This window comes from Haladaptatus caseinilyticus (genome assembly GCF_026248685.1).
In the GTDB taxonomy this organism is placed as follows: Archaea; Halobacteriota; Halobacteria; order Halobacteriales; family Haladaptataceae; genus Haladaptatus; species Haladaptatus caseinilyticus.
In genome coordinates, this window is sequence record NZ_CP111036.1 from 378,664 (window position 1) to 392,960 (window position 14,297).

At 59.6% G+C, this 14,297-nt stretch carries 16 protein-coding genes; 13 read left to right on the top strand and 3 right to left on the bottom strand.

The genetic code is table 11. The annotated features are described in order from the left end of the window. The first annotated feature begins 64 nt into the window (after positions 1-64). Complete coding sequence (locus OOF89_RS02130) at positions 65-340, top strand: PadR family transcriptional regulator (RefSeq protein WP_266079831.1); 276 nt, start codon at positions 65-67, stop codon at positions 338-340. Positions 341-390: 50 nt separating this feature from the next. On the opposite strand, the gene OOF89_RS02135 is transcribed toward OOF89_RS02130, so the two are convergent. Further along, the gene (locus OOF89_RS02135; protein WP_266078015.1) at positions 391-1,668 is read right to left on the bottom strand and encodes an AI-2E family transporter; all 1,278 of its coding nucleotides are present in this window, start codon (positions 1,666-1,668) and stop codon (positions 391-393) included. 93 nt (positions 1,669-1,761) lie between these two features. On the opposite strand from OOF89_RS02135, the gene OOF89_RS02140 reads away from it, so the two are divergent. The 4 genes from OOF89_RS02140 to OOF89_RS02155 all read left to right on the top strand — a co-directional run bounded on the left by OOF89_RS02140 (position 1,762) and on the right by OOF89_RS02155 (position 5,542). Next, positions 1,762-3,033 (top strand): MgtC/SapB family protein, encoded by a 1,272-nt coding sequence (locus OOF89_RS02140; protein WP_266078016.1) that lies wholly within the window; start codon positions 1,762-1,764, stop codon positions 3,031-3,033. A 46-nt stretch (positions 3,034-3,079) separates the two neighbouring features. Further along, positions 3,080-4,411 carry an aminotransferase class III-fold pyridoxal phosphate-dependent enzyme gene (locus OOF89_RS02145; protein WP_266078017.1) on the top strand — a complete coding sequence of 444 codons (1,332 nt, stop codon included), beginning with the start codon at positions 3,080-3,082 and terminating at the stop codon, positions 4,409-4,411. 40 nt (positions 4,412-4,451) lie between these two features. Then, on the top strand, positions 4,452-5,114 hold the full coding sequence (locus OOF89_RS02150; protein ID WP_266078018.1) for a helix-turn-helix domain-containing protein: 663 nt from the start codon (positions 4,452-4,454) through the stop codon (positions 5,112-5,114). Positions 5,115-5,182: 68 nt separating this feature from the next. After that, a complete protein-coding gene (locus OOF89_RS02155) occupies positions 5,183-5,542 on the top strand; it encodes a DUF7344 domain-containing protein (protein WP_266078019.1) in 360 nt (119 codons plus the stop codon). 9 nt (positions 5,543-5,551) lie between these two features. Here the strand turns inward: OOF89_RS02155 and OOF89_RS02160 are convergent, their stop codons facing one another. Together OOF89_RS02160 and OOF89_RS02165 are read right to left on the bottom strand one after the other, a co-directional pair. After that, complete coding sequence (locus OOF89_RS02160; RefSeq protein ID WP_266078020.1) at positions 5,552-5,875, bottom strand: hypothetical protein; 324 nt, start codon at positions 5,873-5,875, stop codon at positions 5,552-5,554. A gap of 50 nt (positions 5,876-5,925) precedes the next feature. Next, positions 5,926-6,201: a hypothetical protein gene (locus OOF89_RS02165; RefSeq protein ID WP_266078021.1), complete on the bottom strand. Its 276-nt coding sequence runs from the start codon at positions 6,199-6,201 to the stop codon at positions 5,926-5,928. A gap of 152 nt (positions 6,202-6,353) precedes the next feature. Here OOF89_RS02165 and OOF89_RS02170 point away from each other — a divergent pair, with 152 nt between their 5' ends. The 8 genes from OOF89_RS02170 to OOF89_RS02205 all read left to right on the top strand — a co-directional run bounded on the left by OOF89_RS02170 (position 6,354) and on the right by OOF89_RS02205 (position 14,274). After that, a complete protein-coding gene (locus OOF89_RS02170; protein ID WP_266078022.1) occupies positions 6,354-7,277 on the top strand; it encodes an HhH-GPD family protein in 924 nt (307 codons plus the stop codon). 55 nt (positions 7,278-7,332) lie between these two features. After that, positions 7,333-7,914, top strand: coding sequence for an NADPH-dependent FMN reductase (locus OOF89_RS02175; protein ID WP_266078023.1), 582 nt, complete (start codon positions 7,333-7,335; stop codon positions 7,912-7,914). 41 nt (positions 7,915-7,955) lie between these two features. Further along, a complete protein-coding gene (locus OOF89_RS02180; protein ID WP_266078024.1) occupies positions 7,956-8,543 on the top strand; it encodes a thymidine kinase in 588 nt (195 codons plus the stop codon). An 8-nt stretch (positions 8,544-8,551) separates the two neighbouring features. Further along, the gene (locus OOF89_RS02185) at positions 8,552-9,166 is read left to right on the top strand and encodes a YIP1 family protein (RefSeq protein ID WP_266078025.1); all 615 of its coding nucleotides are present in this window, start codon (positions 8,552-8,554) and stop codon (positions 9,164-9,166) included. A gap of 27 nt (positions 9,167-9,193) precedes the next feature. Then, positions 9,194-9,457, top strand: coding sequence for a hypothetical protein (locus OOF89_RS02190; RefSeq protein ID WP_266078026.1), 264 nt, complete (start codon positions 9,194-9,196; stop codon positions 9,455-9,457). 110 nt (positions 9,458-9,567) lie between these two features. Next, positions 9,568-9,819, top strand: coding sequence for a hypothetical protein (locus OOF89_RS02195; RefSeq protein WP_266078027.1), 252 nt, complete (start codon positions 9,568-9,570; stop codon positions 9,817-9,819). 348 nt (positions 9,820-10,167) lie between these two features. After that, positions 10,168-12,198 (top strand): DHH family phosphoesterase, encoded by a 2,031-nt coding sequence (locus OOF89_RS02200; protein WP_266078028.1) that lies wholly within the window; start codon positions 10,168-10,170, stop codon positions 12,196-12,198. A 414-nt stretch (positions 12,199-12,612) separates the two neighbouring features. Further along, entirely contained in the window at positions 12,613-14,274 is a 1,662-nt protein-coding gene (locus OOF89_RS02205; RefSeq protein ID WP_266078029.1) for a tRNA uridine(34) 5-carboxymethylaminomethyl modification radical SAM/GNAT enzyme Elp3, read from the top strand. Positions 14,275-14,297 lie beyond the last annotated feature (23 nt).

Genomic DNA, 14,297 nt, shown 5'->3' on the forward strand with positions numbered 1-14,297 from the left:
CGATCATCGATATGAGACGACCGTTATGTTTATTTCATTCAAATTATAAAAAACAATATTGACAATGGACGAACTGACGGGGTTTCAGCGCGATATTTTGTACGTGATCGCCGGGCAGGGCGAACCACACGGGTTGGCCATTCAGGAGGATTTGGAACAGTACTACGACACGGAAGTTCATCACGGTCGATTGTACCCGAACCTCGACACGCTGGTCGAAGAAGCGTTGGTCGAGAAGGGTCAGCGCGACCAGCGAACGAACTACTATATGCTCACCGACCGGGGGGAGAAGGTGCTCGAATCGCGTCGGAAGTGGGAGCGACAGTACATCGACCGCTGAAACGTCCTTGTTCGTTAGCAACCGGGGAAATTCGCGGGGGGAGCACGAAATCAATTGCGGGTTTCGTCCCCGTCGGTGGGCGTCATTTCTGCCGGTTCGGTGGCTGGTTTTTCGCGTTCTTCCGCTTTACCCGCTCGTCCCCCATCAGTATCTACTCCGGCCTCGGTGGCCTCCCTGCTATCGACCGTCTCTTCCGGGTCGCGCGGTGGTTTCGGGAGGGGGTCGCCACCACGGATGTAGGTCGGGTCCACCGCCCACGGCTGAATCGGCTTGCCAGCGATGAGTTCCGGGAGGACGACTTCTACGAAATGGACGACGAGTACGAGAACCATCGGCCCGAGGAAGATACCGTACCAACCGAACAGTAATGGACCGAGGATATACGCGAACATCACCATCCCGACGTGGAGGTTTCGCCCCGAAACGTACGGACGCAGAATGAGATCCGGAATGGTGTCCACGATAACGAACGAGACGAGCGCGAACACCGCGGGGAACCACAGTACCCCGGGGTCGCCATCCATCAGTGCGTTCGCGCCGATAATCGCGGTGACCGGAAAGTAGACGAGCTTCATTCCGACCACCGGGATGAGGCTGGCGACACCCGTCAACAACCCGACGACGGTTGGATACGGGATTCCCAACCCGACAGGTGCGACTGCGTCGAGCACGTTGTACGAAATCGCACCGATAGTCCCAGTCATGAAGGCGTTCAGGATGTTGCCGAAGAAGATGCTGTTGAAATCGGTATCGACACGCTGGACGTACGTTTCGAGGACGCCCTCGCTGTCGGAGAACGTCCGGTGAAACCATCGCGAAAGTTTGTGGTCGTCACGGAGCAGGTAGAACGCGATGGCGATCATCACGAACAGATGCAGGGCACCGCTTCCGATGAAAGTGAGGTACTTGAGCACCGAACCGAAGGCCTGTTCGATCAGTTTCGTGTTGTTCCCGTCGGTGAGGAACGCTTCGGGATGCTGGGCGATCTGGGAAACGTTCGCGTACTGCTGGATCGGTTCCGGAAGCGTTGCTACGTTCGTCGTCTGCGCGACGGTGGAAAGCTCCTGCACCGCGATGGCGAGCGTGTAGACGATGAGCAAAATCGCGGGAAGTGCGAGTGCCAATAGCGCAACCGCGGCAGCGAGACTTGGCGGTCTGATGCGTCGCTTCAGACGCCGGTACACCGGACGGGTCGCGTAGTAGAGAAAGAGACCGAAGACGAAGGTCCCGATAAACGAGTAGACGACGTACAGCGCCGCCAGTCCGAGTGCCGCACCCGCTGACCACCATGCGGCACGAGATTTGTCAATATTCCATCCGCTGACCATACGGGTGAAGTTTGTTCGCAGAATATAAAGATTTCGCGCAACGCGTGGCGATGGCAGCAATTCTTTTATCCGCACGACTATCTATTCTACAGAGTGAATGGATTGGAAAACGTCCTCGCATCGGCGACGTTGGACAGCCACGTCGTCCGTATCGCCATCGCGGGAGCGTTAGGTCTTTTTCTCGGACTGGAGCGCGAATGGTCACAAAAATCCGCTGGAATTCGGACGTTTACACTCATCAGCCTTCTCGGTGCAGCCTTCACCATCGTCAACAAGGATATCCTGCTCGCACTCGGCGGTCTCCTCGTCATCGTTCAGGGAATCCTCCTCGCAGTACAGGGATTGATGGACGACGAGGAGGATACGGGATTATCCCTCACGACCTCCGTTTCGATGCTCGTGACGTTCGGCGTCGGCGTCCTCGTCGCCGAAGGCTTCATCCTCGTCGGGGTCACCGTCGCCGTCGTGTCGTCGCTCCTCCTCGTCTTGAAGCGCGAGCTTCACAGTTTCGCATGGGGGATGTCGCGCGAAGAACTTCGGTCAGCGGGGGAGTTCGCCATCCTCGCGTTCGTCATCTATCCCCTGCTTCCGCCAGGTGAGATCGAGTTCGGTGGTGTCATGGTGAGTCCCCGTCTCGTCTGGCTGATGGTCGTCACGGTGGCCGGGATCGGAATCGCCAACTACGCAATCGTCGAAACGTACGGTGGCCGCGGTATCGCGGTTACCGGCTTTTTCGGCGGTTTGGCATCCTCGACCGCCGTCGTCGGTACCATGCTGGACCACATCCGTCAGCGACCGGAGGCGGCTTCCTACGGCGTCGCCGCTATCCTGCTTGCCGACGCCGCCATGGCGGTTCGAAACCTCGTTATCGCGCTGGCGTTCACCGTCGGAAATCCGGACAAAACGCTGTACGGTGCGATCATCCCTCTCGGGACAATAATCGTCGGGAGCGTCGCGATAGCAGCCTATTCGGCGGACTGGTCACAACAGATGGATCTCGACCTCGAAAGTCCGTTCTCCCTTCGGAACGTCCTCGGTTTCGGCGCCATCTTTCTGCTCGTCGTGATCGGTGGTGCGTTGGCGAAAAGCCAGTTCGGACAAACCGGGTTTTACATCACGGCCCTGCTTTCGGGGCTCGTTTCGAGCGCGGGCGTCACCGCGTCCGCGGTGACCCTCTACAGTGGTGGAAACTTAGACCAACAAACCGCGGTTTTCGGTATTCTGCTGGCGACCGCATCCAGCATCATCGTCAAAGCGGCGCTCACAATCTCGTCACCGAACCGAGAGTTCGCCTATCGAATCGCGATATGGAGTGGCGTCTTGCTCGCTGGGTCGGCCGTAACTGCAGTCGTCGCCGTCGTGTGAGAATTCATAACGAACTATTTAAACCGGACCTTTTCGTAGCGGAAGCATGGACCGGGAAACAGCCGAGCCACAGGTCCGGGAGATGCCCGGAAAGAAAGCAAAACAGTGGTCCGACTACCATCACCAGTTCGCCGCCCCGACGACGTACGTGTACGATTTCGTCTGGGACATCACCGAAGACGCGACTGGGCCGTTCTGTACCGATGTCGATGGCAACGTTCTCCTCGATTTTACTAGTCATGTTGCCGCCGCCCCGCTGGGGTACAACAATCCGAAGATCATGGACAAAATCCGTGCATTCGATCTCCCAGACCCGACGAAAATCGCGGGACAGGACTTCTATGCCGCCGGTGGATGGCCACCGGAAGACCCGGAGTTCCCTGGGCCGACGCAACTGATGGAGCGACTCGTCGATGCGACGAGTCACTACGACATGGACACGGTTTTTCTGTCGAACTCCGGCGCGGAAGCCGTCGAAAACGCGATCAAAATCTGCTACAACCGCGGCGGCCACCGCGCGTTCAACTTCGATGGCGCGTTCCACGGTCGGACGCTCGGCGCGCTCTCGCTCAACCGCTCGAAAGTCGCCCATCGAAAGGGCTATCCCGAGATTCCGGGCGTCGTGAGCGTTCCGTACTGCTCCTGCACGGGGGAATGTGAGTGTGGATGGCGGACGAACGGGCCGGGCGGCAACGTCATCGCCGACAAACTCGACCCCGCACAGGGCGTTATCGATCCGGAAGAAGTCTCGTACATCATCCTCGAACCCGTACAGGGGGAGGGAGGCTACCGCGTTCCGAATCCCCAGTTCGTTGCGGACATCGCCGAAATTCGAGCGACCTACGACATCAACGTCATCGCGGACGAAATCCAGTCGGGCATGGGACGAACGGGCGAAATGTGGGCAATCGACCACCTCGACCTCGAACCGGACGTTATCACCAGCGCGAAGGGCCTCCGCGTCGGTGCCACCATCTCGCGTTCGGACGTGTTCCCCGAGGAAAAAGGCCGACTCTCCTCCACGTGGGGTGCTGGCGACGTGCTCTCGTCCCTCCAGGGCGTCCTCACGATGGATGCGATTCAGGAGTACGACCTTCTCGCGAACGTCGATGCGCGCGGACAACAGGCACGGGAACTCATCGAAGATGCGAACCCCGAGAACGTCATCGACGTTCGGGGACGCGGCCTGATGCTCGCCGTCGAGTTCGACACGAAAGACCGCAGAGAGGCAGTCGTAGACGGTGCGCTTTCGCGCGGCCTACTTACCCTCGGCTGTGGGTACAAAACGCTCCGCATCCTCCCGCCGCTCGACGTGACCGAGCGTGAGATCGACATCGGCGTCAACCTCCTTCTCGACGCCATTGAGGACGCGGCATAAGCCCACACAAGGCTATGTTCTCCCGTGGCGTCCCCTCCGTATGAGCGTCACGACCGATCTCTCGATCCCTAGTGAAGAGTTCCTGCTTGGAACTGCCCTGCTTACCGACACTGACGTTTACGTCGAACTCGAACGAGTGGTTCCGGCGTCGCGCCAAGTGCTCCCGTTTTTTTGGGCCATCGGCACCGAGTTCGAGGCATTCGAGCGGGACGTACAGTCGAACCCGAACGTCAAGAACCTCGTCTCACTGGATAGAGTCAAAAATCGGGTGCTCTATCGAGTCGAATGGAGCAAGGCGGTCGAAAGCCTCATTTACGGTATCGCCGAGGTGGGTGCGACCATCCTCGAAGCGCAGGGGAACGATCAGTGGCGGTTTCGGCTCCGATTCAACGATCATAGCGCGCTCTCCGAATTTCAGGAGTACTGTATAGAACACGATATCGACTTTCATCTCGATCGAGTGACGACGGAAACGGACACCGTTCGAAACGATTTCGGGCTGACGGCAGAACAGAGGGAAACGCTCGTTTTAGCAGTCGAACAGGGCTACTTCGATGTTCCTCGCGGAGTCACACTCGGCGAACTCGCGGACGAAATCGGCGTCACACAGCAATCCGTGTCGGAACGTGTGCGGCGTGGTGCCGGTTCGGTGCTCGAGTCAGTGCTCCTCGAAGCGAGCACTCGGGAAGAACGATCGGGTTAAAGGAGGTTGTAATAACAGGCAATGGCCCTATTCTCGTCAACCTACTCGTACTGAATACGATGGCCAGAATGCGAGACGACCAACGAAACGACCATACCGATGTTCGAGCGCAAGATGGGGCCGGAACCTCATTGAAGGAGGCAGTAGGGACGTTCGGAGTGAACGCGCTCCTTCGTCTTCCTTCGGAGGTGTACGAAACGTTGGCGTCGGAGCATCGACGTGCCGTCCTCGGCTACGGATACGAAGTAGATAGCCGAACCACGGTGGGAGAGTTGGCTACGCACCTCGTCACGACGGATGTCGAGGCGGACGAACACCGAGCACGGGTCGCACTCCGACACAATCACCTCCCGAAACTCGCCGAGCAGGGGTTCGTCGAATGGACGCCCCGAGGCGAGACCGTGGTGTTCGGGCACGTCCACGAGTGAAGTCGTCGGTTAGAACTGATAGCGGCGCTCATCGTCCCGCTGGGGATACTGGGTCGCACCAGTCATCTCCTCGAAGGTCATTCCCGAGAGATACTCGTCGTACGTTACGTCGTAGGCGTTTCGGAGATGGAAATCCAGTTTCCCGGTTTCGACGGTCGATTGGAAGAGCAGATGAACCGCCCTGCGAACCAGTTCGTCGGGGTCGTCGGGGTCGAGCGACGCGGAGAGCATGGCGAGTTCGTTGCGCGTTTCCCGATCGAGTGAGACCGATAGTTCGTCGTCGAGGTCGGTGTAGGCGGATTTTACATCGTCGTTCAGGTCGTCCAGGCTCATGGCCGGGAGGTAGAGCGGGCGCGGGATACCGCTTTCGCTCTCGGGTCGCGCTAAAACTCCTCGTCGCAGTATCGACAGACGTCCCTGCTCGCGAAGTTGCGGGTCGCACAGTACGGACAGATGATAAAGTGCTGGGACTGTGGGCTCGACTCGCGCGCCGACCGGGGTCTGCGGTTTCGGTGGAGCGCCGTTCCGATTCCGGCGAGAATGAACGCACCACCCAGCGCCAGCCACGCGGTCGGACTACGGAAGAAGACGACCGGCGCAACGGGGACAACGATGATACCCACGCCGATGAGAAAAAGTGTGGAGGGCCGTACGCGCATTTTCCGAAGATTGAGACGACCGGGCAATAAGCCTTCAGGTTGTTCGATTCCGCGTGTCACGCGTTCTCGTGGTATCGGCGTGGCGGGTCGAACGGGAGGATACGCCTTCCCGAATCGCTACCGGTAAACCGAACCCGCCCAAAGCGCCGGTAATGACCGACACGTCGTGGTCGCTACCTGACGATATCGAAGCGGTGCGCGACACCCTCGTCTCGTGGTACGAAGACGACCACCGGACGTTCCCGTGGCGCGAAACGGACAACCCCTACGCCATCCTCGTTTCCGAGGTGATGAGCCAGCAGACGCAACTCGGACGCGTCGTCACCGCGTGGGAGGCGTTTCTCGACCGTTGGCCGACCGCCACGGCCCTCGCGGACGCGGACCGCTCGGACGTGGTCGGCTTCTGGACGAGTCACAGCCTCGGTTACAACAACCGGGCGAAATATCTCCACGAGTCGGCGAAACAGGTCACGGCTGAGTACGACGGCGAATTCCCCGAGACACCCGAGGAACTCCAAAACCTCCAGGGTGTCGGCCCCTACACCGCGAACGCGGTCGCCTCGTTCGCCTTCAACAACGGGAACGCCGTGGTCGATACGAACGTCAAGCGCGTCCTCTACCGCGCCTTCGACGTACCGGACGACGACACCGCCTTCGAGGAGGCCGCGAGCGAACTCATGCCGGACGGCGGCTCGCGCGTCTGGAACAACGCCATCATGGAACTCGGAGGGGTCGCCTGCGAGAAAACACCGTCCTGCGACGCCGCTGGATGCCCGTGGCGCGAGTGGTGTCACGCATACGAAATCGGCGACTTTACCGCCCCCGACGTTCCAACACAGCCGAAATTCGACGGCTCTCGAAGGCAGTTCCGCGGGCGCGTCATCTCGATTCTGAAGGAGTACGACGAACTTCCGCTCTCGAAACTCGGACCGCGCGTCCGCGTCGATTACGGCGGCGAACACGGCGAGGAGTGGCTTCGCGAGTTGTGTTCGGATTTGGACGGCGACGGGCTGGTGAAATTGGAGGGCGGGGAAGACGGCGACAGTGGAGAGTGGGTCGCCAGTCTCAGACAGTAGGGGAACAATCTATTTGACACGTAGCTATATTCATTTTCCACGCCTATCGTGTTCCATGCCGAACGAACCACGCATCGTCGCGATCTGCGGCAGTCTCCGGGATAGCAGTGCAACCCGAACCTCGCTGGAGCAGGCACTCTCAGGAGCGGAACGGGCGGGTGGAACCGGCGACCTCCTCGATTTGCGCGAGTTCGACCTCCCACTGTACGACCCGAACGACCGGATGGCGGGTGATGCAGTGGAACTCAAACGTCGGGTACGCGAGGCGGATGCCGTCGTCCTTGGAACGCCGATGTATCATGGGTCGTACTCGTCGGTGCTGAAGACGGCACTCGACTATTGTGGATTCGACGAGTTCGAACAGAAGACGGTCGGCTTGCTCGCCGTGGCAGGCGGACGGTTTCCGATTACCGCGATGGACCATCTCCGGTCGGTCTGCCGAGCGCTCGATGCCTGGGTACTCCCGTACGAGGCCGCCGTGCCACAGTCACACAGCGCGGTTCGAAACGGAAAATTCACGGACGACGAACTGGCGACCCGTGTGGCTACACTCGGGGAGCAGGTCGTGCGGTACTCCAAAATCGAAGCTTGCCCGGCGAGTTTCGAGAGCGAAGAAAACATCGGAGCAGTCGATTGAATAAGCAACCCTTTTGACGCAGGATTGAGCGCAGTTCGGATATGCACAAAATCACGAACAGTGGGTGGGTGGAGGTCATCACCGGCTGTATGTTCTCCGGGAAAACCGAGGAACTGCTCCGTCGGCTCCGCAGGGCGGAAATCGCGGGACAGGAAGTCGCCGTGTTCAAACCGGCATTGGACGACAGATATGGCGAGGACACGGTCGGGTCTCACGATGGGAGTTCGTGGGAGGCAACCGTCGTCGACCCCGACGACGACGGCGTATGGGAGATTCCCGAGAAGCTGAACGGCGAACAGGTCGTCGCTATCGACGAAGCGAACTTCTTCTCCTCAGAAATCGTCGCGGTCTGTGAACGACTCGCCGAGGACGAACGGCGAGTCGTCATCAGTGGAACTGACCAAACTTTCCGAGGCGAACCGTTCGATCCGCTCCCGCAACTCATCTCGGTCTCCGAGTACGTCGAGAAACTCCAAGCCATCTGTGCGAAGTGTGGAGAACCAGCGACGCGAAACCAGCGTCTCATCGACGGGGAACCAGCGCACACCGACGACCCGACGATCCTGGTCGGCGCACAGGAGTCCTACGAAGCGCGCTGTCGGAACTGTCATACCCTCCGAACCGACTAAGAAGAACCGTGACTCAGTGGGTCGAAAATCCGACGGGTGGGCGCGACCGCGGACCGCAGGCGATCGTCCGTGCGTGGGTCGAGGTGATGCTACGACCGCGTCGGTTTTTCAACGTCGGTGTTGCGCCGGGCGACCAAGCACCCGGATTGGTGTTTGGCGTCCTCGTGACGGTGATAGAAGTCACCTCACGGATGGTTTTCGGTGGGTCCGCTGTCGGCGGAACCGTAGGCGGCGATTCGCTTCTCTCGAAACTGTTCATCATTCTCGCGGTCGGTTTGTTTGTCGCGCCCGCCGTGCTCCATCTTACGGCGGCGCTACAGACGGTTGTTCTCCTACTGGTCGTTCCAGACCGGGCAGGTATCAGCGAGACGGTACAGGTCATCGGCTACGCAGTCGCACCCTGTCTGTTCGCCGGACTCCCGTTTCCCGAGTTACGCGCAGCTTGCACACTGTACGGGGCGATACTGCTCACTGTCGGGACGAGCGAGGTACATAACACCTCGCTCGTCCGAGCGACCGTCGGGGCCGCGATTCCGTCGGCACTCGTGTTCGGCTACGGCTTTCGGGGGTTCGCCGCCTTCGAGACCGTCTTCCCGTCGCTCGCAGCTCTCGTCCCGTGGTAATTAAGGCAAGGGGAGCGTATCGGAAGTATGCTCAACCTGCTTATCGACGATTTCATGGTCGAGTTGAAGGACGGGTCGCTGAAGAACGTCGGGCCGACGAACAAGAAAGGGACGGCGAAACTGTTCGACGTAGCATCGGCGGAAGCACGTGAGTTCGGCGACAAACGGGTGAAGCTGGTGTTCGAGGACGAGGAGGGGAACGAAGTCCAGGTCGCGCTGTTCCCCGAACACGTCAGAAAAATCGCCGGAGAGATAGCAGAACTAGAGGGCGATAGCCCCGTTTTCGAGTAAACGGCGAAAACGATCGCCTGTTTCGATACGTTCCCTCGTATTGCATTGCTTTCGAAGCGTTAGAGACTCAATAATAATATCGTGGTAGATAGTCACATGGTGTGCGGAGCATGTCAACAATCACTGACCTCGACACTATCGATACCGCGGAGAGTGACGAGGAAACGAACGCGTCGTCCGAATCACTATCGACCCCGGTACGATTCATCGGTTTTTGGACCGCTGTTGCCCTCCCGTTCCTCTACATGCCCTTGCTCGTAACCGGTCTCGACACGCCTGGCCAACTCCAGACGTTTCTCATACTGCTTACGCTGAATCTCATCGCCCTCTTGGTGGGCCATCGACATCGGGGAAGCGCTTAACACATCACTAACCTGTTAGACAAATGTTGCCATGGTCTACATAGTTTCATTAGAGAGACTATAACTATGGGTTTTCGTACCGGACAAAACGATATGTCCCAATCAGCCATGTCCGTCGGATGCCCCCCACTGCGGGTCGGCATCGGCGATTACGTTGTCGAACAGGAAGAGAGATGAGCGTCGGTCGGGCGAAGAACGTCTCAAAGGGAGACGAGTGGATTGTCAGCACTGTGGCGACGACTTTTCGTTTTACTATTACTGACTCGCTTTGGCGCACCCCCCACCGGGTCAGAAGCCCGTGGGATTTCGACAACCGTTTTAGGCCGGGACTATTCTGTGCCAGTATAAATGGGTAACTGCGTCATTTGCGGGACGTCTGCAGACGGCCCGATTTGTTCGAGCCACGAGCAGGACGTTCTCTTCGAATTCGAAGGAAATCGTCCGCAACAACTCACCGCGGGACGATACTACAAAGGTACCGTCGATGGATTCGCCGACTTCGGTGTGTTCATCGATGTTGGAAAAAACGTCACCGGTCTCCTCCACAAAAGCGAGCTAGACAAACGGCTTGAAAGCCTCGACTGGGACGCGGGCGACACGGTGTACGTCCAGGTTCTCGGCGTCCGTGACAACGGAAACATCGACCTCGGCTGGTCGATTCGTCAGTCGGAACGCGAATTCCGCGGCAAACTGATTCAGGATGCGGAAAACACGTACCTTTCCGACGAGGAACCGAAGCAGTCGGCATCGGAACGAAGCGAAACGGACGACCAGTCCGATGCGACCGAATCGTCGGAACCCGCTCCGACGACGGATGGGTCGGGAAACGCGGTCGGTAGCGCGACGATTCCGGAACACGACGAACCGCTGGAGCGAGTCGCCATCGAAACCCTGAGCGACCGAGTCGGCGAGCACGTCCGAATCGAGGGCGAAATCGTCGGTGCGAGTCAGACGAGCGGCCCAACGGTGTTCGAACTCCGTGACGAAACCGCCGTCGTGGACTGTGCCGCGTTCAAAGAGGCTGGCGTCCGCGCGTACCCCCAAGTCGATACTGGCGATGTCGTCCGACTGGTCGGCGAAGTCGAACTTCGCAACAACGAACTGCAAGTCGAGACCGAACAACTCGACGCGCTCACCGACGACGAGGAAGCGACCGTCATAAACCGACTCGCCGAAGCGCTGGAAGACGAAGCGCGCCCGGCGGACGTCGATCTGCTCGCCGAGCATAGCTCCGTCGAAGCGATTCACGACGCCATCAAGGACGCCGCCGGTGCGATTCGCCGCGCCGTCATCGAATCCCGCCCCGTCATCGTTCGGCACAACGCGAGTGCGGAAGGCTACGCGGCTGGTGCGGCACTGGAACGTGCCGTTCTCCCGCTGGTGCGCGAGGAACACGCTCGAAGCGATGCTCAGTACCACTACTTCGACCGTCGTCCGCTCGAAAACGGCTTCTACGACATGGAAGACGCGACGAAGGACGCGACGAACATGCTCGACAACCGCGAGCGCCACGACGAGAAACTCCCCCTCTTCGTCCTCGTGGATGCGGGAAGCACTGTCGAATCCAGCGACGGTCTCGACCTACTCGACATCTACGGCGCACCTCACGTCGTCATCGACACTCAGTTCCCGGACGAGAACGTGGCCGAGACGGCCGAAGTCATCGTCAACCCGTTCCTCGGCGAATCCGGCAAGGACGTTTCCGCCAGTGTCCTCGGCGCGAACGTCGCGGCACACATCAACGATGACGTTCGAGAGGACGTCTCCCATCTCCCGGCAGTCGGGTACTGGGCGGATACACCGTCGGAATACGTCGAACTCGCGGAAGAGGCGGGCTACGATACGGCACACGTGACGGCCCTTCGCGAAGCGGTTGCGCTGGAGGCCTACTACCAGTCCTACGAGGACAAACGCGAACTCATCACCGACCTCCTCTTCGAGCACGCAAAACGCGATCTCGCCGAACACATCAGCGAGCAGTTCCGAACCAAACTCGAAAACGAACTCGACACCGCCGAACCGAACCTCTCGGTTCGCGGCGCAAACGGGGTCACCTTCACCGTCCTCGATACGGAAGCCTACACCCACCGCTTTGATTTCCCATCGACGTCGGTGCTCCTCGACGCGCTCCACCGTCACGACATCACGGGCCGCCCCGGCGGCCAGAACGTCACGCTCGGCCTCGCGGACGACGAAATCCACATCCGAAGCGATGTCGGCGTCAACGTTCGTGACATCGCGGATGCAGCCCGCGAACGCGCACCTGAGGCAGGAATCATTGCTGTCGGCACCCACGACGGCAAGGTCGAATTCCTCCGCGGCGAGCGCGAAGCCGCACTGGATGCCGTTATCGAATCCGTCAGCGAACGCGTGAATTAGATTCGGACTTCGTTTCCGCAGCGGTGTTGTTTTGGTCGGGATTTTTCGACGTTCTCCTTTCCGTAGCGTCACTGTATGGGTTTGCGCCGTTAACGACTGCTACGCGCAGGTGGCGCTTACTGAAGACGTTCCGTCTTTCGCGGTATTTGAAAAGGGGGTTTCCGCAACTCGCGACGCTTTGCGTTTGAAGCCTCGCCGTTCGGGTGTGACCTGCGCCTCGCATCATCTGCGGTGGCCCTATCGTCGGTACAATCGAGACTCCGTCAGTGAAGACGTGGGTTGTGTCTAGCAGTTGTAATCATCACACCGACGAACGCATCCGCAAAACGTGACACGAGACCTCGAAGAACTCGATCACCGACGCCTAGTCGTAGACGACACGCTTATCCGGGCGAAACGACCAAATAGCACGTAATGAGTACCGAGACGCCGGACGCCACGGAAAGCGAGGCGTTCGAGCAGGTCTGCGAGGCACTCGTCGAGCGCATCCTCGCGGGCGACATCGAGCGCGACGACGTGGAAAGTGCCAAACTGCAAGCCTGTTCGGAGTTCTCCGCCGCGAAAGTGCCGAAGAACTCCGAGATCCTCGACCACGCGCCGAACGACCAGCGCGAGGAGTTAGAGCCAGTGCTCCAGCGCAAACCCGTCAGAACCGCGTCGGGCGTCTCACCGATTGCGATAATGACCAGTCCGCACCAGTGCCCGCACGGAAAATGCCTCTACTGTCCCGGCGGTCCTGGGTCAGAATTCTCCTCGTCACAGAGTTACACGGGACACGAACCGGCCGCGGCGCGCGGCGTCCAGAACGATTATGACCCCTACGGACAGGTCACCCTGCGACTGGAGCAACTGCGTGAAATCGGCCACCCCGTCGATAAGGTCGAACTCATCCTGATGGGCGGAACGATGACCGCACGGAGCCACGACTATCAGGAATGGTTCGTCAAGCGCGCGCTCGAGGCGATGAACGAATACGATGCGGACAAGGAGCCAGAACCCGCGGAAGGCGTGAGCTTCGCACAGGATTTCGACGAGTACGAGTTCTCGTATTTGGAGGACGTCATCGCCGAAAACGAGACGGGCGACGTGCGCAACATCGGCACCACGTTCGAAACGAAACCCGACTGGTGTGACCCCGAACAGATAGACCGGATGCTCGATTTGGGCGGGACGAAAGTCGAAGTCGGCGTCCAGACGACGTTCGAGCGAATCAACCGCGAGATGCATCGCGGCCATGGCGCACAGGCGTCCATCGAGGCGAACCAACGCCTCCGCGATTCGGCGTTCAAGGTCGGTTTCCACATGATGCCGGGGCAACCCGGGATGTCGAAGGCGATGTGCGTCGAGGACTTCCGGCGCATCTTCGAGGACGAGAAGTGGAAACCGGATTATCTCAAGATCTATCCCACGCTGGTCGTCCGCGGGACCGCGACCTACGACTGGTGGCACCGAGACGAGTACGAACCCTTGCGCAACGAGGAGGCCGCGGAACTCGTCGCGGAAATCAAGTCGATGATTCCGCGATACGTCCGACTCCAGCGCGTCCAGCGCGACATCCCCGCGGACTTCATCGACGCTGGCGTGTGGAAATCCAACCTTCGGCAACTCGCCCGGAAGAAGATGGACGAACACGGGTGGACCTGTGACTGCATTCGATGCCGTGAGGTCGGCATGAACGATGAGGAACCCGAAAACGTCGAACTCGACGTGCTGACCTACGAGGCTGCCGGCGGGACGGAACACTTCATCAGCGTCGAAGATTTCGACAAGGACCTGCTCGTTGGCTTCTGTCGTCTCCGATTCCCCGGCGACCCAGTCCGTCGGGAACTCGACAACGCGGCCCTCATCCGCGAACTCCACGTCTACGGAAGCGAGGTTTCGGTCGGGTCCGAAAGCGAGGACACCCAACATCAGCACCGCGGCTACGGTCGCCAACTGATGGAGAAAGCGGAGGACCTCGCGAGGGACGCGGGCTACGAGAAACTCAGCGTCATCTCCGGTATTGGAGCGCGCGAGTACTACCGGAACAAACTCGGCTATCATCAGGACGGCCCCTACGTGAGCAAGCGAATCTAGCGGCTCGGTGCACTGAAAAAACG

What these genes read in the sequence shown, in the direction of transcription:
- OOF89_RS02130 (WP_266079831.1), top strand. Translation starts at nt 65, where the DNA reads ATGGACGAACTGACGGGGTTTCAGCGCGATATTTTGTACGTGATCGCC.
- OOF89_RS02135 (WP_266078015.1), bottom strand. Translation starts at nt 1,668, where the DNA reads ATGGTCAGCGGATGGAATATTGACAAATCTCGTGCCGCATGGTGGTCA.
- OOF89_RS02145 (WP_266078017.1), top strand. Translation starts at nt 3,080, where the DNA reads ATGGACCGGGAAACAGCCGAGCCACAGGTCCGGGAGATGCCCGGAAAG.
- OOF89_RS02150 (WP_266078018.1), top strand. Translation starts at nt 4,452, where the DNA reads ATGAGCGTCACGACCGATCTCTCGATCCCTAGTGAAGAGTTCCTGCTT.
- OOF89_RS02155 (WP_266078019.1), top strand. Translation starts at nt 5,183, where the DNA reads ATGCGAGACGACCAACGAAACGACCATACCGATGTTCGAGCGCAAGAT.
- OOF89_RS02160 (WP_266078020.1), bottom strand. Translation starts at nt 5,875, where the DNA reads ATGAGCCTGGACGACCTGAACGACGATGTAAAATCCGCCTACACCGAC.
- OOF89_RS02165 (WP_266078021.1), bottom strand. Translation starts at nt 6,201, where the DNA reads ATGCGCGTACGGCCCTCCACACTTTTTCTCATCGGCGTGGGTATCATC.
- OOF89_RS02170 (WP_266078022.1), top strand. Translation starts at nt 6,354, where the DNA reads ATGACCGACACGTCGTGGTCGCTACCTGACGATATCGAAGCGGTGCGC.
- OOF89_RS02175 (WP_266078023.1), top strand. Translation starts at nt 7,333, where the DNA reads ATGCCGAACGAACCACGCATCGTCGCGATCTGCGGCAGTCTCCGGGAT.
- OOF89_RS02180 (WP_266078024.1), top strand. Translation starts at nt 7,956, where the DNA reads ATGCACAAAATCACGAACAGTGGGTGGGTGGAGGTCATCACCGGCTGT.
- OOF89_RS02190 (WP_266078026.1), top strand. Translation starts at nt 9,194, where the DNA reads ATGCTCAACCTGCTTATCGACGATTTCATGGTCGAGTTGAAGGACGGG.
- OOF89_RS02195 (WP_266078027.1), top strand. Translation starts at nt 9,568, where the DNA reads ATGTCAACAATCACTGACCTCGACACTATCGATACCGCGGAGAGTGAC.
- OOF89_RS02200 (WP_266078028.1), top strand. Translation starts at nt 10,168, where the DNA reads ATGGGTAACTGCGTCATTTGCGGGACGTCTGCAGACGGCCCGATTTGT.
- OOF89_RS02205 (WP_266078029.1), top strand. Translation starts at nt 12,613, where the DNA reads ATGAGTACCGAGACGCCGGACGCCACGGAAAGCGAGGCGTTCGAGCAG.